This is a genomic window from Sphingomonas sp. 67-41, assembly GCF_001899725.1.
Lineage (GTDB): Bacteria > Pseudomonadota > Alphaproteobacteria > Sphingomonadales > Sphingomonadaceae > Sphingomonas > Sphingomonas leidyi.
Genome location: NZ_MKWJ01000022.1, coordinates 848093 through 865404, shown reverse-complemented (window position 1 = coordinate 865404; position 17312 = coordinate 848093). Strand labels below are relative to the sequence as shown.

General features: G+C 69.1%; 20 protein-coding genes. 11 read left to right on the top strand and 9 right to left on the bottom strand.

Features of this window, described 5'->3' with window-relative positions; genetic code table 11:
- Positions 1 to 2 precede the first annotated feature (2 nt).
- The 4 genes from BGP17_RS15175 to BGP17_RS15160 all read left to right on the top strand — a co-directional run bounded on the left by BGP17_RS15175 (position 3) and on the right by BGP17_RS15160 (position 3660).
- Entirely contained in the window at positions 3 to 1169 is a 1167-nt protein-coding gene (locus tag BGP17_RS15175; protein ID WP_286712553.1) for an ABC transporter permease, read from the top strand.
- The gene (locus BGP17_RS15170; RefSeq protein ID WP_167299760.1) at positions 1166 to 2293 is read left to right on the top strand and encodes an ABC transporter permease; all 1128 of its coding nucleotides are present in this window, start codon (positions 1166 to 1168) and stop codon (positions 2291 to 2293) included. Before BGP17_RS15175 ends, BGP17_RS15170 begins: the two co-directional genes overlap by 4 nt.
- A 47-nt stretch (positions 2294 to 2340) precedes the next feature.
- Complete coding sequence (locus BGP17_RS15165; RefSeq protein WP_286712552.1) at positions 2341 to 3129, top strand: DUF4198 domain-containing protein; 789 nt, start codon at positions 2341 to 2343, stop codon at positions 3127 to 3129.
- Positions 3130 to 3261: 132 nt separating this feature from the next.
- The gene (locus BGP17_RS15160) at positions 3262 to 3660 is read left to right on the top strand and encodes a septal ring lytic transglycosylase RlpA family protein (protein ID WP_286712551.1); all 399 of its coding nucleotides are present in this window, start codon (positions 3262 to 3264) and stop codon (positions 3658 to 3660) included.
- Here BGP17_RS15160 and BGP17_RS15155 read toward each other — a convergent pair.
- Positions 3657 to 4505, bottom strand: coding sequence for an oxygenase MpaB family protein (locus BGP17_RS15155; protein WP_286712550.1), 849 nt, complete (start codon positions 4503 to 4505; stop codon positions 3657 to 3659). The two genes, BGP17_RS15160 and BGP17_RS15155, sit on opposite strands and share 4 nt — an antisense overlap.
- A 97-nt stretch (positions 4506 to 4602) precedes the next feature.
- Here BGP17_RS15155 and BGP17_RS15150 point away from each other — a divergent pair, with 97 nt between their 5' ends.
- Positions 4603 to 5616, top strand: a complete 1014-nt coding sequence (locus tag BGP17_RS15150; RefSeq protein WP_286712549.1) for a L,D-transpeptidase — start codon at positions 4603 to 4605, stop codon at positions 5614 to 5616.
- Between the two features lie 79 nt (positions 5617 to 5695).
- Positions 5696 to 8368 (top strand): phosphoenolpyruvate carboxylase, encoded by a 2673-nt coding sequence (gene ppc / locus BGP17_RS15145; protein WP_286712548.1) that lies wholly within the window; start codon positions 5696 to 5698, stop codon positions 8366 to 8368.
- Positions 8369 to 8404: 36 nt separating this feature from the next.
- On the opposite strand, the gene BGP17_RS15140 is transcribed toward ppc, so the two are convergent.
- Positions 8405 to 8797, bottom strand: a complete 393-nt coding sequence (locus BGP17_RS15140; protein WP_286712547.1) for an acyl-CoA thioesterase — start codon at positions 8795 to 8797, stop codon at positions 8405 to 8407.
- A gap of 65 nt (positions 8798 to 8862) precedes the next feature.
- Between BGP17_RS15140 and BGP17_RS15135 the strand changes: the two genes are divergently transcribed.
- Positions 8863 to 9066 (top strand): hypothetical protein, encoded by a 204-nt coding sequence (locus tag BGP17_RS15135; protein WP_208413564.1) that lies wholly within the window; start codon positions 8863 to 8865, stop codon positions 9064 to 9066.
- Here BGP17_RS15135 and BGP17_RS15130 read toward each other — a convergent pair.
- The 5 genes from BGP17_RS15130 to BGP17_RS15110 all read right to left on the bottom strand — a co-directional run bounded on the left by BGP17_RS15130 (position 9056) and on the right by BGP17_RS15110 (position 12304).
- On the bottom strand, positions 9056 to 9442 hold the full coding sequence (locus BGP17_RS15130; protein WP_167299766.1) for an MliC family protein: 387 nt from the start codon (positions 9440 to 9442) through the stop codon (positions 9056 to 9058). The two genes, BGP17_RS15135 and BGP17_RS15130, sit on opposite strands and share 11 nt — an antisense overlap.
- 59 nt (positions 9443 to 9501) lie before the next feature.
- Positions 9502 to 9915, bottom strand: coding sequence for an ExbD/TolR family protein (locus tag BGP17_RS15125; RefSeq protein WP_286712546.1), 414 nt, complete (start codon positions 9913 to 9915; stop codon positions 9502 to 9504).
- A 104-nt stretch (positions 9916 to 10019) separates the two neighbouring features.
- A complete protein-coding gene (locus tag BGP17_RS15120; protein WP_286712545.1) occupies positions 10020 to 10610 on the bottom strand; it encodes a YdeI/OmpD-associated family protein in 591 nt (196 codons plus the stop codon).
- A gap of 46 nt (positions 10611 to 10656) precedes the next feature.
- Positions 10657 to 10995 carry a DNA primase gene (locus BGP17_RS15115; RefSeq protein WP_286712544.1) on the bottom strand — a complete coding sequence of 113 codons (339 nt, stop codon included), beginning with the start codon at positions 10993 to 10995 and terminating at the stop codon, positions 10657 to 10659.
- Between the two features lie 76 nt (positions 10996 to 11071).
- Positions 11072 to 12304 (bottom strand): multidrug effflux MFS transporter, encoded by a 1233-nt coding sequence (locus BGP17_RS15110; protein ID WP_167299769.1) that lies wholly within the window; start codon positions 12302 to 12304, stop codon positions 11072 to 11074.
- Between the two features lie 120 nt (positions 12305 to 12424).
- Here BGP17_RS15110 and BGP17_RS15105 point away from each other — a divergent pair, with 120 nt between their 5' ends.
- From BGP17_RS15105 to BGP17_RS15095, 3 genes are all read left to right on the top strand, one after another.
- Complete coding sequence (locus BGP17_RS15105; protein ID WP_286712543.1) at positions 12425 to 12952, top strand: hypothetical protein; 528 nt, start codon at positions 12425 to 12427, stop codon at positions 12950 to 12952.
- Between the two features lie 110 nt (positions 12953 to 13062).
- Entirely contained in the window at positions 13063 to 14013 is a 951-nt protein-coding gene (locus tag BGP17_RS15100) for an isopenicillin N synthase family dioxygenase (RefSeq protein ID WP_286712542.1), read from the top strand.
- 130 nt (positions 14014 to 14143) lie between these two features.
- Positions 14144 to 15436, top strand: a complete 1293-nt coding sequence (locus BGP17_RS15095) for a homoserine dehydrogenase (RefSeq protein ID WP_167299772.1) — start codon at positions 14144 to 14146, stop codon at positions 15434 to 15436.
- A 19-nt stretch (positions 15437 to 15455) separates the two neighbouring features.
- Here the strand turns inward: BGP17_RS15095 and BGP17_RS15090 are convergent, their stop codons facing one another.
- On the bottom strand, positions 15456 to 15764 hold the full coding sequence (locus tag BGP17_RS15090) for a hypothetical protein (RefSeq protein ID WP_167299773.1): 309 nt from the start codon (positions 15762 to 15764) through the stop codon (positions 15456 to 15458).
- 70 nt (positions 15765 to 15834) lie between these two features.
- Positions 15835 to 16188 (bottom strand): hypothetical protein, encoded by a 354-nt coding sequence (locus BGP17_RS15085; protein ID WP_167299774.1) that lies wholly within the window; start codon positions 16186 to 16188, stop codon positions 15835 to 15837.
- A 153-nt stretch (positions 16189 to 16341) separates the two neighbouring features.
- Here BGP17_RS15085 and glpX point away from each other — a divergent pair, with 153 nt between their 5' ends.
- Positions 16342 to 17310: a class II fructose-bisphosphatase gene (gene glpX / locus BGP17_RS15080; protein WP_167299775.1), complete on the top strand. Its 969-nt coding sequence runs from the start codon at positions 16342 to 16344 to the stop codon at positions 17308 to 17310.
- Positions 17311 to 17312: the final 2 nt, after the last annotated feature.

The window sequence follows — 17312 nt, the reverse complement described above, 5'->3', positions numbered from 1 at the left end:
GCATGGCAAGCGCCTTCGGCAGCGCGCTGCGGCGGGAGGTGCGGTTCCTGGCCACCAGCTTCTGGGATCTCGCGCTGGTGTCGTGGGTGCCGCTGCTGCTGATGGCGGTGGTGGCGATCCAGCTTTCCGCCGGGGTGATGCGCGACTTGCCGATCGCCGTGGTCGACCAGGACGACAGCGCCGTCTCGCGCGAGCTGACGCGGCGGCTGGAGGCCGCGCCGGGGCTGCGCGTCGCGGCGCGGCCGGGGGACATGCGCGAAGCGGAACGGCTGGTGCGATCGAACCGCGCCTATGCCGTGGTGCTGATCCCGGCCGACAGCGAGCGCGCGGTGCTGCGCGGCGCCACTGCCAGCGTCACCACTTTCTACAATGCCAGCTATTCGACGGCATCGGGCGCCGCGCTGCGCGAAGTGGGCAATGTCGTGCAGGGCTATGCGGCAACGCTTGCCGCCACCCAGGCCGCCGCCGTCCTCGGCCCCGGCAGGGTCCGCCGCCCGCCGATCGCGGTGCAGAGCGCGGTGCTGTTCAACCCCCAGGGCAGCTACGAACTGCAGCTGGTCGCGCTGATCCATCCCGCGCTGCTCCACCTGGTCTTCATGGTCGCGATTGCCGGCGCGCTCGGCCGCGAGCTGCGCGACGGGACGATCGGCGCCTGGATCGGCGGCGAGCCCCCCTTGCGCGCCGCCGCCGCCGTGGCGGGCAAGCTCGCGCCCTATCTCGCGATCTTCACCGGCTGGGGGCTGCTGGCGATCGGCTATGTCGCCGGGCTGCGCGGCTGGCCGGTGGCGGGAAGCGCGGCGATGCTGCTCGCCGGCTATGTCGCCATGTACCTCGCCTATGTCGGCGTGACGCTGCTGGTCGTCGGGCTGACGCTGACGATGGGCAAGGCGCTGTCGGTCGCCGGGCTCTATGCTGGCGCGTCCTTCGCCTTTACCGGCGCGATCTTCCCGATCGAATCCGCCTCCGGCTTCGCACGGCTGTGGAGCGCGCTGCTGCCCTATTCGGCCTTCGCCAAGCTGCTGGCCGAGCAATGGATCATGGGCGCGCCCGCCGCCCAGTCGCTATGGCAGGTGCTGGCGATGCTCGCCTTCCTGCTGGTCGGCGGCGGCATCGGGCTGCCGCGCTACCTGGCGGCGGCGCGGCGCCCGGAATGCTGGGGCCGGCGATGATCGGCCGCGCCTTCCTCGCCACCTTCCGCGCGATCTTCGCCGACAGCTCGGCGCTGATGCTGCTGATCGGATCCTGCATCCTCTATGCCTTCTTCTATCCTTCCGCCTATTCGGGCGAAGTGCCGGTGCGAATGCCGATCGCGGTGGTCGACCTGGACCATAGCGGCACCAGCCGCGCGCTGGAGAACCGGCTCGGCGCGGTGCAGCAGGCGGAACTGGTCTCGCGCCCGCCCTCGCCCGCCGCCGCGCTGCGCCAGCTCCAGGAGCGGCGAGTGAGCGCCATCGTCGTGATCCCCGCAGGCTTCGAGCGGCGCATCCTCTCCGGCGGCCAGGGCGTGGTCGCGCTCTATGGCAATGGCGCCTATCTCCTGCGCACCTCGACTGCGCTCGCCGGCGTCGGCGCGGCGCTGGGCGCGGCAGGGCGCGACGCCGCGCTCGACCAGGCGATGGCGCAGGGCGCACCCGCCCCGCCCCCGCTCGCGATGATCCAGCGTCCGCTGTTCAATACCCGCGAAGGCTATGGCAGCACGATCTTCCCGGGCGTCGCCTTCCTGATCATCCAGCAGACCCTGCTTATCGGCCTTGCCATGCTCGCCGCGACGATGCGCGAGCAGCAGGGCAGGCAGGGCATTGCCCCGGCCGGCCTGCTCGGCATCGCGCTGGCCTTCTTCGTCATCGGTTGCGCGAACATCGCCTGGTTCACCGGCTTCGTCTTCTGGTTCCAGGACTATCCGCGCGCCCGGGCCGATCCGGCCGCGCTGCTCGTCTCCGCCGCGTTGTTCGTGGCGGCCACGGTGGCGGGGGCGCTGGCGCTCGGCAGCTTCTTCCGCACGCGCGAGCGGCCGATCCAGCTCTGGATCGTCACGTCCGTCCCGATATTCTTCCTTTCCGGCCTGTCCTGGCCGGCCGAGGCGACGCCGCATTGGCTGACACTCCTCGCGCGCCTGCTGCCGACGACGCCAGGCATCCGCCTGATGGTGGGCATCAACCAGATGGGCGCGACACTGGGCGAGCAATGGGCCGAACTCCTGAACCTTGCCCTGCTCACGCTGCTCTATGGCGGCATCGCGGCCTGGCGCTACCGCATCCGCAAGCCTGCCCGAATATCTGCTATTGAAAGTTAATCGCAATAATATTAGCGCAAGCCCGCGACATTCGAACGGGGGCCGTCATGCGATTTGCCAAACTCACGCTGCTGGGCGCGCTCGGCGCACTGGTGCTGGGCACTGCGGCCCAGGCGCACATGCCCTATCTGCTTCCCACCCTGTTCGACATCGGCAAGGGCGATCACGTCACCGTCACCGCGTCGTTCGGCGAGGACGCCTTCGTGCCGGAGATCGGCATGAAGGACGCGCCGTTCCATTTCATCCGGCCCGACGGCACGCGCGGCGAGGTCGGCACGCCGACCTATCTGCGCGACCTCACCATCTTCGAGGCCGACCTCTCCGCCGAGGGCACCTATCGCCTCACCACCGGCCAGCGCCTCGGCCGCAAGGGCAGGATGTACCAGGCGGGCGGCAAGTGGATCATCGCCGGCGAGGACGGCGCCCCGCCCGCCGGCGCACGCACCGTCGATGTGCAGAGCACCACCCTCGCCGAAGCCTATGTCACGCGCGGCGCGGCCAGTGCCGGCGCGTTGCGGCCGATCGGCACCGCGCTGGAGATCCAGCCGCGCACCCATCCGGCCGAGATCGCCGCGGGCAGCGACGCCAGGTTCCGGCTGTTGTTCGACGGCAAGCCGCTCGCCGATATCGAAGTCACGCTGTTCCGCGCCGCGGGCAATTACGACGGCAGGAAAATCGCCGCGACGGTCCGGTCGGACGCGCGGGGCGACTTCACGCTGCGCCCCGGCGAGGCCGGCATCTACCTGATCCTGGTCCGCCACCGCACGGCGGCGCCGGCCGGATCGGAAACGCCCTATCGCAGCTATACCTACACGCTGGCCTTCGACGCGGCCTGAGCGGCTCGTCGCCGCCCAACCACCATATGGCGCAGTATCGGCCCATCGGTGTGGATTTGTTCGGCGATCGGCGGCAGGCCCGCTCCCGGGCGACACGAGGGGCGTGCAATGGGGGCAAGGTCTGAGCGGGGAATGGCATTTGCCGTTGCGGCGATGCTGCTTTCGCCCTGCGCGATCTCCCATGCGAACGCCCCCGGCCTGGCGCCCGCCGCCGCGATCGCCACGGGCGAGGCCAGCTATTATGCCGACCGTTTCGCCGGCAAGCGCACCGCGAGCGGCGAAGCCTATGACCCCAGCGACTTCACCGCCGCGCACCGTAGCCTGCCCTTCGGCACGCGCGTACGCGTCACCAATGCCGCAAGCGGGCGCAGCGTGGTCGTGCGGATCAACGACCGCGGCCCCTGGGACAAGAGCCGGCTGATCGACATTTCCCGCGCGGCCGCAAGCGAGATCGGCCTTGTCCGGCGGGGGCGGGGCACCGTTTCGCTCGCCCTGGCGGAAGAAGAAGAAGCCGAAGCCGGCCAGGATTAACGGAATGCCCAGCGCAGCGTGCCGGCGATGCCACGCGTGCCCATGCGCAGCGCCGGCGTCGCCAGCCCGGCGCCGGAGAGCCCGTGCATCGTCCGCGCCCAGCCGGGCAGCAGGTCCACCGCCGCGCCGAAGGTGAGCGCCTGCACCGGCGCCACCGCCAGATTGGGCGCCGGCTGGTCGAGCACCATGCGCGCCACTTCCCGGGTGCGCGCATCGACGGCCAGTTCAGGCCGCATCGCGGCGATCAGCGCATTCGCCTCGGCCCGACTGCGCGGGATCGGATCGCCGCCCAGCGCCTCGGCGATGCGCGCGAAATCGGCGAAATAGCGGTCCTGATCGGCCAGGCCCATGCCCGGCTCGGCATAGCGGATCCAGGCATCGAGAAAGCTCACCGCCTCGGTCACGTGCACCCAGGCGAGCAGGCGCGGATCGTCGGCGGCATAGGGCGTGCCGTCGGGCAGCACGCCCTTCACGCGGGTGTGCACCTCGCGCACCTTGTCGATCGCCGCTTCGGCTTCTTCCGCCGAGCCATAGGTGGTCACCGCGATGAACCGCGCGGTACGCCGCAGCCGCCCCAGCATGTCGCCCCGGAAGCTCGAATGGTCCCATACCCCCGCCAGCACCGCCGGATGGAGCATCTGGAGCAGCAGCGCCGTCACCCCGCCCACCATCATCGTGGTAACGTCGCCGTGCACGCGCCACACCACCGATCGGGGGCCGAACAGGCTCTCCTCCGGCTTGCGCTGGACCGGCTTCTCGCCCCGGGCCTGGTCGTTGAACACCGCGCGCACCTGGCCGATCAGCGCGCCGCGCAGCCTGTTCGCAATGCCATCGGCGGGATTCATGGCCCCAAGCTAGGGACTAACCGTTTTCCCGCAACCGCCCGTTTTCGCCGGAGCGCCACGCTGATAGGATGTCATGACGTCATCGCATGGGTGAGTCTTGCTCCGATCGAAGCGCATCAAAACACTGTCCCTTGCCGCCGCAACGGGCCTGCTCGCCACCGCGGGTGCGGCCCAGATGCAGCCGATCCACGGCGGCACCGTGATGGCATCGGTCGAGCGGCTCAGGCCCGGCCAATATATCTGGGTGCCCGAGATCGCCCCGGCGGGCCCGATGCTGGTGGTGGTCAACATCGCCACCCAGCGGGTGGTCGCCTATCGCAACGGCGTGCCGATCGCCGTCTCCACCATCTCGACGGGCAAGGCCGGCCATCGTACGCCCACCGGCGTCTTCACCATCCTGCAAAAGGCGAAATGGCACCGTTCGAGCAAATATTCGAACGCGCCGATGCCCTTCATGCAGCGCCTCACCTGGTACGGCATCGCCCTCCATGCCGGGAACCTGCCCGGCTATCCGGCCTCGCATGGCTGCATCCGCCTGCCCCATGAATTCGCCCGGCTGCTGTTCGAGGAGACCGATCTCGGCATGACGGTGATCGTCACCAACCAGGCTCCGGCGCTGCGCATCGGCGCCGATCCGGTGGCGCCCGCGCTCCCCGCCGGCCCGGCGGTATGGCGGCCCGAGCTTTCGCGCGCCGGCCCGGTCTCGATCGTGGTGAGCGGTGCGGACCGGCGGATGGTGGTGCTGCGCGGCGGCGTCGAGATCGGCTCGGCCCCGGTGGCGTTCGACGGCGTGATCGACCGGGTCCAGGCCTATGTGCTGCAGGACGTGGTTGCCGGCGACTATCGGTGGCAAAGGCTGGCGCTGCCGGGCGAGGGCCGTGCCGCCGCCGGTCTCGCCGCGCCGGATACCGGCCGCTTCCAGGGCAGCGATCCCTTCCGCCGCGCGCTCGCCGGCGTGGTGGGGCCCGGCACCACCCTGGTGGTGATCCCCGATTCGCTCGGCCTGGGCAGCGATCTCGCGCGGCCCGCCGCCATCGCGCCGGAAGCGCTGATCGAGAATGATCCCGGCGTTGCCGGATGGCTGGAAGACGACGAAGTCACCACGCGCTGAGCCGGAAAGCGAAACTAAACGCGCGCCCAAGCGCTTTCGCATTGACCCCGTAACATTTCGCAGTGCAGCAACGCGCCCCATGGCTAGCCTCGCGATCGCAAACAATGAGGACGTTCGCTTCCTCGGTCGGCTCCTCGGCAACGTAATCCGTGCCTATGGCGGCGAGGAACTGTTCAAGCGCATCGAGTATATCCGCTCCACCTCGGTGGATCGCGCACGCGGCGTCGCGGGGGCGGGTGCGGTGGACCGCGGGCTCGACCGGCTGACGCTGGACGAGACGCTCGATTTCACCCGCGGCTTCATGCTCTTCTCGATGCTCGCCAACCTGGCCGAGGATCGCCAGGGCGTGGAGACCGAAAGCGATGCCGACATCGCCTCGGCGCTCCGGCGGCTGGAGGGCGAAGGCATCGGCCGCGACGCGGTGATGGCGCTGCTCGACCAGGCGCTGGTGGCTCCTGTGCTCACCGCGCACCCCACCGAAGTGCGCCGCAAGTCGATGATCGACCACAAGAACCGGATCGCCGAGCTGATGCTGCTGCGCGACCGCGGCGTGGCCGAGACCGAGGATGGCGACAAGGTCGAGGAAGCGATCCTCCGCCAGATCGCGCTGCTCTGGCAGACCCGGGTGCTGCGCCGCGAGAAGCTGGGCGTCGCCGACGAAGTGGAGACTGCGCTCTCCTATCTGCGCGACATCTTCCTGCCCGTCCTCCCCGCGCTCTATGCCCGGTGGGACCGGGCGCTGGGCGGCCGGGCGCCGTCCTTCCTGCGCCCGGGCAGCTGGATCGGCGGGGATCGCGACGGCAATCCGTTCGTGACCGCCGATTCGATGCAGTTCGCGCTCGCCCGCGCCGCCGAGGCGGTGCTCGGCTATTATCTCGACGCGGTCCATGCGCTGGGCGCCGAGCTTTCGATCTCGACCGAGCATGTCCAGGTCGGCGAAGCGCTGCTCAAGCTCGCCGAGGCCAGCCATGACGAGGCGAGGAGCCGCGCCGACGAGCCCTATCGCCGGGCGATCACCGGCATCTATGCCCGGCTCGCCGCCACCCATCAGAAGCTCACCGGCAAGGCCCCGCCTCGCCCCGCCGCGATCGCCGCCGAACCCTATGCCAATCCCGGCGCGTTCCGCGAGGAGCTGGTGACGATCGCCCATGCCCTGGCCGACGAGGGCAATGGACCCTTGGCGACGGGCGGCGCGCTCGGCCGGCTGATCCGCGCGGTGGAGACGTTCGGCTTCCACCTGGCCACGCTCGACATGCGCCAGAACAGCGCGGTGCACGAGCGCGTGGTCGCCGAGCTGCTCAGGGCGGGCGGCGTGGCCGAGGATTACGCGTCGCTTCCCGAAGAGAAGCGGGTCGAGATCCTCCGCAGGGAACTGGCCAGCGCCCGGCCGCTCACCAGCCCCTATGCCGAATATTCGGAGGAGACGGCGTCCGAGCTCGCCATCGTCCGCGCCGCGGCCCAGGCCCATGCCAGATACGGGCGCCAGTGCATCACCCATTACATCGTCTCGATGGCGCAATCGGTGTCGGATCTGCTCGAGGTGCACATCCTGCTCAAGGAAGCCGGGCTCTACCTCCCCGGGGACGAGCCGCAGGCGCACGTCATGGCGATCCCGCTGTTCGAGACGATCGGCGACCTAGAGGGCGCGCCGGCGATCATGGACGCCTGGCTGGGCCTGCCCGAAGTCGCGGCGATCGCGGCGAAGCGCGGGCATCAGGAAGTGATGATCGGCTATTCCGATTCCAACAAGGACGGCGGCTATCTCACCTCGACCTGGCAGCTCTCGCGCGGATCGACCGCGCTGAAGCCGGTGTTCGAGAAGGCAGGCCTGGGCATGCAGCTGTTCCATGGCCGCGGCGGCGCGGTGGGGCGCGGCGGCGGCTCGAGCTTCGCGGCCATCCTCGCCCAGCCCAAGGGCACCGTGCAGGGCCGCATCCGGGTGACCGAGCAGGGCGAGATCATCGCCGCGAAATACGGCACGCGCGAGAGCGCGCGCACCAATCTGGAGGCGATGGCCTCCGCCACGCTGCTCGCCAGCCTCGAGCCCGAGAAGCTGGGCAAGGCCGATGCGACACGCTTCGCCGCGGCGATGGACCAGCTCTCGGACAGCGCGTTCAGGGCCTATCGCGGGCTGGTCTACGAGACCCAGGGCTTTCGCACCTTTTTCCGACAGGCGACGCCGATCGCCGAGATCGCCGGCCTGAAGATCGGCTCGCGCCCGGCGAGCCGGAAACAGTCGGACGCGATCGAGGACCTGCGCGCCATCCCCTGGGTGTTCAGCTGGGCGCAGGCGCGGATCATGCTGCCGGGCTGGTACGGCGTCGGCCAGGCAATGGAGGCGTTCGCGGACAAGGGCCTGCTGCGCGAGATGGCGACGGCCTGGCCGCTCTTCGCCTCGACCCTGGCGAACATGGAGCAGGTGCTGGCCAAGTCCGACATGGAGATCGCCGCCCACTATGCCGCGCTCGTCGAGGACGCGGGCCTGCGCGATGCGATCTTCGGCCGGATCCGCGAGGGGTGGCAGAAGACGCATGACGGATTGCTCCAGGCGACGCGCCAGACGCGGCTGCTGGAGAAGCATCCTGGACTGGAGACGTCGATCCGCCTGCGCCTGCCCTATATCGAACCGCTCAACCTGCTGCAGATCGAGCTGCTCAAGCGCCACCGCGCCGGCGAGGACGATCCCCGGATCGGCGAGGGCATCCTGCTCTCGATCAACGCGATCGCGACGGCGCTGCGCAACAGCGGGTGATGCTTCAATCCTCCTCCAGGCAAGCTGGGGGAGGAATCAAGAGAGAAACGGCGCCGCCACTTCCGCCGGTACGCGGATGAGCCGCCCGCTCGCCCGGTCGAGGATCGCCCAGGTCGTCTTCGCCTCGACGCGGACCTTCCCGTCCGCGCCGGTGAACTTCATGTGCCGGTCGAACCGCGCGCCGCGCGGCGGCTCGGGAACCCAGGTGAGTGCCGTCACCGTCTCGCCCTCGGCCACATTGCCGCGATAATCGATCTCGTGCCGGGTCACGACCCAGATATAGGCTTGCGCGTGCTCGGGCGCGGCGACCGCATGCCAGTGCGCCACCGCCACGTCCTGGATCCACTTCACCCAGACCGCATTGTTGACATGGCCGAGCTCGTCAATGTCCCCGGGGCCGGCGGTGATGGTCGCGCTATAGGAAGCCATACCGCCCTTCTAGCTTAACCAGTTTCGGAAGCGCAGCCTTCATCGCTTGCGGATATTCCGGCGCGATGATCCCGCGCCGCCCCTCCCGGATCTTCCGCAGCCGCTGGGCCGCCCTGTTCTGGGCCGCGGGCGTGATCTTCACGGCCGTCACCTTCATCGGCTTCGGCGACAAGGAAAGCCATCAGGCCGCCGCCATGCTCGAAGACGCGACCGGCACGAACGTCAGCAACAGCGACCTGGCGGTGCTCGAGAATTTCGTCAACGGATGACCGTACAGGCGATCGGCGGCTGGCCCGGCGCCTCGAACGACATGGCGTCGCCCTTGCCTTCGAAGGTCGTGCTCCCGTCCGAATAGCGGATGCCGGAGGCCATGCGCTGCTGCGGCAACACGAACGTCCGCCCGTCGCGGGTTACGGTTGCGATGTCCTTGTCCGTATCGAAGCGGGCGGCGATGCGCACCCCGTCCATGCAGCGAAAGCGCACGGCCGAGCCGGCATCACCGGCGATCGGCGCCTTGTCCACCGGCGCGGGCGAGGCGTCGTCGGTGATGTTGGTGGTTTCCGCCTGCACGACGTTGCGGTCGACGGCGGGCTGCGGGCTGGAGCAGGCGCCGAGCACGAGCAGGGCGGTCAGGGTCAGGCGCATCGGGATTCCTCTTTCGTCCGGGAACGTAACGAATAGCCCGATGCGCCCGTTCCGCCAGCCTAGTCTTCGAGCGGCCGATTGCCGACGAAGCCGAGCCTGGTGATGCCTGCGCGCTTCACCGTGGCGAGAATCCCGTCGAACCGCTCGTAGCGCGCCTCCGGATCGGTCTGGAGGTGAAGGACCGCGCCCGATTTCTGCAGCGCCGCCAGCCGCTCGGGCAGCGCCGCGTCGGCGAGCGCCGCGCCGTTCCAGTGGAGCGCGCCCTGCCGGTCGATCGCCAGCACCGCGGGCGGCAGCGGCACCGGCGTCCCCCGCCCGGCGGGAAGATCGACCGGCACTTTGTGCGAGGCGATCGGAATGGCGATGATGATCACGACGAGCAGCACCAGCATCACGTCGATCAGCGGCGTGATGTTGATCGCACCGATCGGAGCGGTATCGGGAATGCGGCGAGCGCGGACGGCACGGGTCATGGCACCTCTCCTCGTTATGATGATGTAACATCACATAGCCGGGAGAGGATGGCAACGCGTTTCTCCCGCTCCCCGCCGACGGAGAGAGGGAAGTCGGCCGTCCCTCAGCAATTCTCGTATTTCCAGTTCCGCCGCTTCCCCTCGCGCATCCAGGCGACTGCCTCCGCGACGCGCTTGGCCTTGGTCTCCGGCCGCTTGGCCTCGGCGATCCATTCGCAATATTCGCGCCGGCAGCTCGGCGGGAAGGCGTTGAAGGCAGCGGCGGCCGCATCGTCATCCGCCAGCGCCTCGGCCAGTTCGGGGGGCACTTCCGCTTCGTCCTTGGGCGCGGCGCGCGGGCGGGCGGGCTTCGCTTGCGCCATCAGCGCCGCCGCCTCGCGGATCAGCCGCTCGACTTCCGCCGCCCCGGGCAAGTCATCCAGCGACTCGATGCGGCCGAACTGGCCCATCGCCTCGCCTTCCTTGCCGGTCTCATTGTCCTGCCGGTTCCAGAAGCCGAAGCTCGCATGCGCCTTGAACGCGGCCATGTTGGCGAAGGGCTTGCCGCCGAGCGTGAAGAAGGGATGCGACCATTTGATCGTCTCCTCCACTTTTGGCACGGCGGCATGGAAGCGCGCGCGGATCCAGTGCAGGATCGGCCGCGCGAACGCGGCCCGGCTCTCGATATAGGCGTCTATCCGGGGATCGCTGGCCATGGGGCGGCATGTTCCGCCGCCCCCGGCCGGACGTCAATAGCGGCGCTCAGGGCTCGAGCGCATCCCCGTCGGCATCGTCCAGGTCCTCGTCGCTCGCTAGGTCGTCCTCGTCGAACCCGTCCTGGATCTCGTCCTCGGAAATGGCGCGCGCCTTCTGGCCGCCCTCCTCGTCCTCCTCGCCGATCTCGTCGTCGACCATGCGCAGGTCGTCCGCGTCGCCATCGTCATCCGCGCCGAAATCGGGTGCCATGTCGGTCAGGACATTGCCGTCGCTCGGGCCGTCGTTGGTCGCCTCGAGGATCTCGGCACGCTGGCTCTCGTCATAGCCTTCCTCGTCGAACCCGTCATCGCCTGGGCCGCGCCCCGGAACCTGATAGCCACCCATCATCCGTCCTCGCATCACGCGCCCGCCACGGCGGCGGACCTTCGAAGTGCGAACGGCGATCGTGCCCGAGCGTTCCCTAGCTGGGGCGGAACATGCGTCCGCGCTCGGTCACCGCCACTACCACGAAAGCGATGAGGCCCATAAGCAGGAATCCGGTATAGAGCGGCACGGTGGTGCCGTCGAACGCCTGGCCGATCGCGGCGCCGATCAGCGCCGAGCCGAGCGTGGTGACGAAGCCCTGCAGGCTCGAGGCGGTGCCGGCGATCTCGCCCATCCGCTCCATCGCCATCGCCGAGAAATTGGACGTGGACAGGCCCACGCATCCCATCATCAGCGCCTGAAGCAGGGTGAAGCTCCAGATCGATTCGAATCCGCTCCACGCCACGGCGAGATGGATCGCGGCGAAGACGATCATGCCGGCGAGCGCCGTATGCGAGATGCGGCGCATGCCCATCTTCATCACCAGCCGCGAGTTGAGGAACGAGCCCAGCGCCATGGTCGAGGCGACGCAGGGGAAGACGACCGCCAACAGCCCGGGCGCGTGGAACACGTCCTCCATCACCTGCTGCACCGATCCGATGAAGCCGAACATGCCGCCCGACAGCAGCATGATGCCGATCGTATAGCCCACCGCCTGGCGATCGCGCAGCATCAGGCCGTAATCGGCGAACACGCGCGCCGGGTTGAGCGACAGCCGCCCCTCCTGCCCCAGCGTCTCGGGCATGCGCAGCCAGAACCACAGCACCACCAGGCACGCCAGCGCGGCGACGGCCCAGAAGATCAGCCGCCACGATCCGGCATAGAGGATCAGCTGCCCCAGGGTCGGCGCGACGATCGGCGCGGCCATGAAGACGATGAAAGCCAGGCTCATCACCCGCGCCATCGCCCGGCCGGCGAAACAGTCGCGCACCAGCGCCACCGAGACGACGCGCGCGCCCGCCGCCGACGCGCCCATCGCCGCGCGGGCGACCAGCAACAAGGTGAAGCTGCCCGAAAGCGCCGCCACCGCGCTGGTCACCACATAGGAAGTCAGCGCGATCGCCAGCACCGGCCGCCGCCCGTACCGGTCCGAGAGCGGGCCATAGGCGAGCTGCGCGAAGGCAAAGCCGATCAGGAAGGCAGTGACGACATATTGGCGATGATTGGGCGCGTCGACACCCAGGCTCGCGCCGATCGCGGGCAGCGCGGGCAGCATCGAATCGATGCCGAGCGCGGTGAGCGCCATCATCGCCGCGACGAGGCTGACGAACTCGCCGAACGCGAGCGGCGCCTTGTTCTGCGCTTCCGTTGTGAGGTGCGGCTCTTCCATGCCGGCGCAAATGGCGCATCGGGCGGCGCGCGTCACCCCCCCAAAGCCAATGCCATTGTTGCGCCGGCCATGCGCTTCGGCTAGTGTATTGTGTTTATGATACACCAATGGAGAGCGCCGATGCGTCGTCTGCCCCTTCTGCTGCTTCCCCTCGCGCTGGCCGCCTGCAACGGCGGCACGGGAACGCCGGTGACGATCGACGTGAAGTCGGACGATGGCGACAATGGCAGCTTCAGGATGGAAAACGGCACCGTCTCGATCAAGGGCGACGGCTTCCAGGGCAATTTCCGGGTGCCGCAGATCAAGATGAAGGCCGACGACGTCGATCTCGACGGCGTGAAGCTCTACCCGAAGTCCGAGATCGCCGGCTTCCACATCACCGGCGGCGACAAGCCCGGCAACGGCAAGGATGGGGGCAAGGATGGGAGCAAGGACGACGGCAAGGTGCGGATCGACTTCACCAGCCCCGCATCGCTCGCCGCCGTCCAGAACTGGTTCCGCGACGGCTTCACGAAGAAAGGCTTCACGTTCGCGCCCCGGGGCGACGGCTTTGCCGGCACCACTTCGGACGGCGGCACCTTCACGCTCGACCTGAGCGCGGACGGCGGCCAGAAGGTCAAGGGCCGCATGGAGATGACGGGCAGCTAGCCGCGTTCGAGACGCCACGCGATCCGCGCGCGCCCGGGCCCGGGCCATGCCGGCACACCCCTTGTCGCGTCGGCACCGGCGGGTCTAACTGGGCCCAAGGAGACTCATAGATGGCTACTGTTCTCGACGAGGTGCCCCTCGTCTCGATGGCCGAACAGGCGAACGATCCCGATGGATTCGCGCAGAAGTTCGGCCAGTCCTTCCGGCGCTTCGGCTTCGCGATGGTCGCCGATCACGGCGTGCCGCAGGATCTGATCGATCGCGCCTGGTCGATGACCAAGGCCTTTTTCGACCTGCCCGAGCAGGAAAAGCGCGCCTATTTCGTCGAAGGCGGCGGCGGCGCGCGCGGCTATACGCCGTTCAAGACGGAGATCGCCAAGGGCGCGCAGCATGTCGACCTGAAGGAATTCTGGCATGTCGGCCGCGAACTGGCCAAGGGCCATCGCTTCGAGAAGGACATGGCCGCGAACATCTGGCCGGACCGCCCCGAGGGCTTCAAGGAGACGTTCCTCGAGCTGTTCCAGGCGTTCGACGATGCCGGCGACCGGCTGCTCTCGGCGATCGCGCGCTATCTCGGCCTCCAGCCCGACTGGTTCGATCGTGCGGTGCGCGACGGCAATTCCGTCCTGCGCCTGCTCCACTATCCGCCCGTCGCCGCCGATGCGCCCGAAGTCCGCGCCGGCGCGCATGAGGACATCAACCTGATCACCCTGCTGCTCGGCGCCGAGGAAGCCGGGCTCGAGCTGCTCGACCGCGATGGCCGCTGGCTGCCGGTCAAGCCGCCCGAGGGCGCGATGGTGGTGAATGTCGGCGACATGCTGCAGCGCCTGACCAATCATTACCTGCCCTCGACCACCCATCGGGTGGTCAACCCGCCGGTCGAGCGCCGCGGCACCCCGCGCTACTCGATGCCCTTCTTCCTGCATCCGGCGCCGGACTTCCTGATCGAGACGCTGCCGTCGACGATCACCGAGGCGAATCCCAATCGCTATCCGGAGCCGATCACCGCGCACGACTATCTGTTCGAGCGCCTGGTCGAGATCGGGCTGATCAAGAAATAGGGCGGCGCAAAGAAATCCTCCGTCACCCCGAACTTGTTTCGGGGTCCAAGGTGCCGCTAGGGCCGAACGCGCGGCTCCGGCCGCGGGTTGGATGCTGAAGCGAGTTCAGCATGACGGAGGATTGAGCCGAATGACCGAACCGCTTCGTATCGCACTTGCAGGCCTGGGCACCGTCGGCGCGGGCGTGATCCGCCTGATCGACGCGAATGCGGAGCTGATCGCCCGCCGCGCCGGCCGGCCGATCGAAGTGGTCGCAGTCTCCGCGCGCGATCGCGCCAAGGATCGCGGCGTCGACATCACGCGCTTCGACTGGGTCGACGACACCGCCGAGCTGGCGCGCCATCCCAGGGCGGATGTGGTGGTCGAGCTGGTCGGCGGCTCCGATGGTCCCGCCCTCGCCCTCGCCCGCGCGGCGCTGAACGGCGGCAAGAGCTTCGTCACCGCCAACAAGGCAATGATCGCGCATCATGGGCTGGAACTCGCCGGTGCCGCGGAAGATGCCGGCCTGGCGCTCAAGTTCGAAGCCGCGGTGGCGGGCGGCGTGCCGGTGATCAAGGGGCTGCGCGAAGGCGCCGCCGCCAACGAGATCGCCCGCGTCTATGGCATCCTCAACGGCACCTGCAATTTCATCCTGTCCAAGATGGAGGCCGAGGGCCGCGACTTCGCCGAGATCCTCGCCGAGGCGCAGCGCCTCGGCTATGCCGAAGCGGACCCGAGCTTCGATATCGACGGCGTCGATGCCGCGCACAAGCTTTCGATCCTCGCCAGCCTCGCCTTCGGCACGCAGCCGGCGTTCGACCGGGTGGCGATCACCGGCGTGCGCCACATCCTTGCCGCGGACATCGCCGAAGCCGCCTCGCTCGGCTACCGCGTCCGCCTGCTCGGCATCGCCGATGCCGGTCCCGGCGGACTGTTCCAGCGCGTGCACCCGCATCTCGTGCCGCTCAGCCACCCGCTCGCCCATGTCACCGGCTCCACCAACGCCGTGGTCGCGGAAGGGAATTTCGTCGGCCGGCTGCTGTTCCAGGGCGCTGGCGCCGGCGACGGCCCGACGGCATCCGCCGTGGTCGCCGACCTGATCGACATCGCCCGCGGCGAATTCGGCCACCCCTATGCGATGCCCGCCGCCGCACTTGCCCGGCAGGGGGCCGCCGATGCCGGCGAGCGCACCAGCCGCGCCTATGTGCGCTTCACCGTGGCGGACAAGGTGGGCGTGCTCGCCGAGATCGCCGCGGCGATGCGCGACGCCGGCGTCTCGATCGAAAGCCTGATGCAGCGCGGCGCCAACCCCGATGGCAGCGTGCTCGTCGCCATCGTCACGCATGAAGGGCCGGAACGCGCGGTGTCCCAGGCGCTCGACCAGCTGCGCGGCTCGGCCAGCCTGATGGGCGAGCCGATGTGGATGCACATCCTGGCCGGCTAGAACCGACCAGGGTCCGTACTCAGTCGATGCTGCTCTTCAGCAGCTGCGTTCCCTTGTGCGGACATACCGGCGCGCCGGTGGTGCCGCACGCCATGCCCGTGCTGCGCACGGCATCGCGCTTGGCATCCGTCACTTCGCTGCTGGGGAGCGGCAGGCGGTAGCGCTTGTCCGGATCGGCCGGCACCGTGACGGCCAGGTTGCGCGGCCGCGGCGCGGCGCGGGCGGGGATATTGGTGACGCGCGTCACGCGCGCCCTGGCCTTGCGGCGATGCTGCGGCGGCTCGGCAGCGGGCAGGGCATTGGCGAGGGCGAAGGCGAGCAGCAGCATCCGGGTCTCCGAAGGAAAGGCACCGCGCTCAACGCGCGGCGCGCCGCCGGTTTCCCTCGGCCGGCATCCTTCAGGGCGCCAGTTCGCGGCGCACGGTGCGCACGCCGCGCGCGCTGACGCTCATCGTCACCCCGGCGAAGCCGCAGCGCACCAGGAACGCGCCCTCGCCGCATGGCGGGCGCCCGTCCGCTCCGTCGAACAGCCGGTTGAGCCGCCCCTGGTCGGTATCGGGTCCGTTATATGTCGTCGTCAGCGGGACCCGATATTTGTCCGCTTCCCGCCGCGAGCAGACCACGATCTCGCTCTCGTCGCGCGCCCGCCGGCATGCGGGGTTGGCCGACCAGCGCTGGCGGTGCGCCTCCATCACCTGGACCGGCGACGGGTCGTTGTTCTGGGCAAGCAGAAGCAAGGCGAGCATAAGCATTTGCACATCCTCCGCCCCCGGGGATTCGTCCGGTAGCGTAATGATGTGACCGAATTGCGGATACCTTGCGCTGACAACGTTAGCGGAATCGACAAGCGCCACCGCCCTGCCTAATCGCGCCTCCAAGTCCAATCACCGGGGTATCCCATTCCCATGCAGCAGACCGCCAGCCACGCCCTCGATCGCGTCCTCGTCCTCGAAATGGTGCGGGTGACCGAAGCGGCGGCGATCGCCGCCTCCACCCTGGTCGGCCGCGGCGACGAGAAGGCGGCCGACGCCGCTGCGGTCGAGGCGATGCGCGACGCGCTCAACAAGCTCTATCTCGACGGCACGGTGGTGATCGGCGAGGGCGAGCGCGACGAGGCGCCGATGCTCTATATCGGCGAGAAGGTGGGCGCGGCGCAGGGCAAGGGCCCGGCGATCGACATCGCGCTCGATCCGCTCGAGGGCACGACCATCTGCGCCAAGGCCGGCCCCAATGCGCTGGCGGTGCTCGCGGTGGCCGAGAAGGGCGGCCTGCTCAACGCGCCCGACGTCTATATGGACAAGATCGCGGTCGGCCCCGGCTATCCCGAGGGCGTTATCGACCTGAACAAGTCGCCGACCGAGAATGTGCATGCGATCGCCGCCGCCAAGGGCGTGCAGCCGCACGAGATCATCGCCTGCGTGCTCGATCGCCCGCGCCACGAGAAGCTGATCGCGGAGCTGCGCGACGTCGGCTGCGGCGTGGTGCTGATCGGCGATGGCGACGTGGCCGGCGTGATCGCCACCACCGATCCCGAGACGACGATCGACGTGTATATGGGCCAGGGCGGCGCCCCGGAGGGCGTGCTCGCCTGCGCGGCGCTGCGCTGCGTCGGCGGCCAGTTCAAGGGCCGGCTGATCTTCCGCAACGACGACGAGCGCCAGCGCGCGCGGAAATGGGGGATCGAGGATCTCGACAAGATCTACGACCTCACCGAGCTCGCCAAGGGCGACTGCATCTTCGCGGCGACGGGCGTGACCGACGGTTCGCTGCTCGAGGGCGTGAAGCGCTTCGCCACCAAGATGACCACCGAGAGCGTGGTGATGCGCGCCCATTCGGGCACGGTCCGCTGGGTGAAGGGCGAGCACCGGCTGTAATC

What these genes read in the sequence shown, in the direction of transcription:
- BGP17_RS15175 (WP_286712553.1), top strand. Translation starts at nt 3, where the DNA reads ATGGCAAGCGCCTTCGGCAGCGCGCTGCGGCGGGAGGTGCGGTTCCTG.
- BGP17_RS15170 (WP_167299760.1), top strand. Translation starts at nt 1,166, where the DNA reads ATGATCGGCCGCGCCTTCCTCGCCACCTTCCGCGCGATCTTCGCCGAC.
- BGP17_RS15165 (WP_286712552.1), top strand. Translation starts at nt 2,341, where the DNA reads ATGCGATTTGCCAAACTCACGCTGCTGGGCGCGCTCGGCGCACTGGTG.
- BGP17_RS15160 (WP_286712551.1), top strand. Translation starts at nt 3,262, where the DNA reads ATGGCATTTGCCGTTGCGGCGATGCTGCTTTCGCCCTGCGCGATCTCC.
- BGP17_RS15155 (WP_286712550.1), bottom strand. Translation starts at nt 4,505, where the DNA reads ATGAATCCCGCCGATGGCATTGCGAACAGGCTGCGCGGCGCGCTGATC.
- ppc (WP_286712548.1), top strand. Translation starts at nt 5,696, where the DNA reads ATGGCTAGCCTCGCGATCGCAAACAATGAGGACGTTCGCTTCCTCGGT.
- BGP17_RS15140 (WP_286712547.1), bottom strand. Translation starts at nt 8,797, where the DNA reads ATGGCTTCCTATAGCGCGACCATCACCGCCGGCCCCGGGGACATTGAC.
- BGP17_RS15135 (WP_208413564.1), top strand. Translation starts at nt 8,863, where the DNA reads ATGATCCCGCGCCGCCCCTCCCGGATCTTCCGCAGCCGCTGGGCCGCC.
- BGP17_RS15130 (WP_167299766.1), bottom strand. Translation starts at nt 9,442, where the DNA reads ATGCGCCTGACCCTGACCGCCCTGCTCGTGCTCGGCGCCTGCTCCAGC.
- BGP17_RS15125 (WP_286712546.1), bottom strand. Translation starts at nt 9,915, where the DNA reads ATGACCCGTGCCGTCCGCGCTCGCCGCATTCCCGATACCGCTCCGATC.
- BGP17_RS15120 (WP_286712545.1), bottom strand. Translation starts at nt 10,610, where the DNA reads ATGGCCAGCGATCCCCGGATAGACGCCTATATCGAGAGCCGGGCCGCG.
- BGP17_RS15115 (WP_286712544.1), bottom strand. Translation starts at nt 10,995, where the DNA reads ATGGGTGGCTATCAGGTTCCGGGGCGCGGCCCAGGCGATGACGGGTTC.
- BGP17_RS15110 (WP_167299769.1), bottom strand. Translation starts at nt 12,304, where the DNA reads ATGGAAGAGCCGCACCTCACAACGGAAGCGCAGAACAAGGCGCCGCTC.
- BGP17_RS15105 (WP_286712543.1), top strand. Translation starts at nt 12,425, where the DNA reads ATGCGTCGTCTGCCCCTTCTGCTGCTTCCCCTCGCGCTGGCCGCCTGC.
- BGP17_RS15100 (WP_286712542.1), top strand. Translation starts at nt 13,063, where the DNA reads ATGGCTACTGTTCTCGACGAGGTGCCCCTCGTCTCGATGGCCGAACAG.
- BGP17_RS15095 (WP_167299772.1), top strand. Translation starts at nt 14,144, where the DNA reads ATGACCGAACCGCTTCGTATCGCACTTGCAGGCCTGGGCACCGTCGGC.
- BGP17_RS15090 (WP_167299773.1), bottom strand. Translation starts at nt 15,764, where the DNA reads ATGCTGCTGCTCGCCTTCGCCCTCGCCAATGCCCTGCCCGCTGCCGAG.
- BGP17_RS15085 (WP_167299774.1), bottom strand. Translation starts at nt 16,188, where the DNA reads ATGCTTATGCTCGCCTTGCTTCTGCTTGCCCAGAACAACGACCCGTCG.
- glpX (WP_167299775.1), top strand. Translation starts at nt 16,342, where the DNA reads ATGCAGCAGACCGCCAGCCACGCCCTCGATCGCGTCCTCGTCCTCGAA.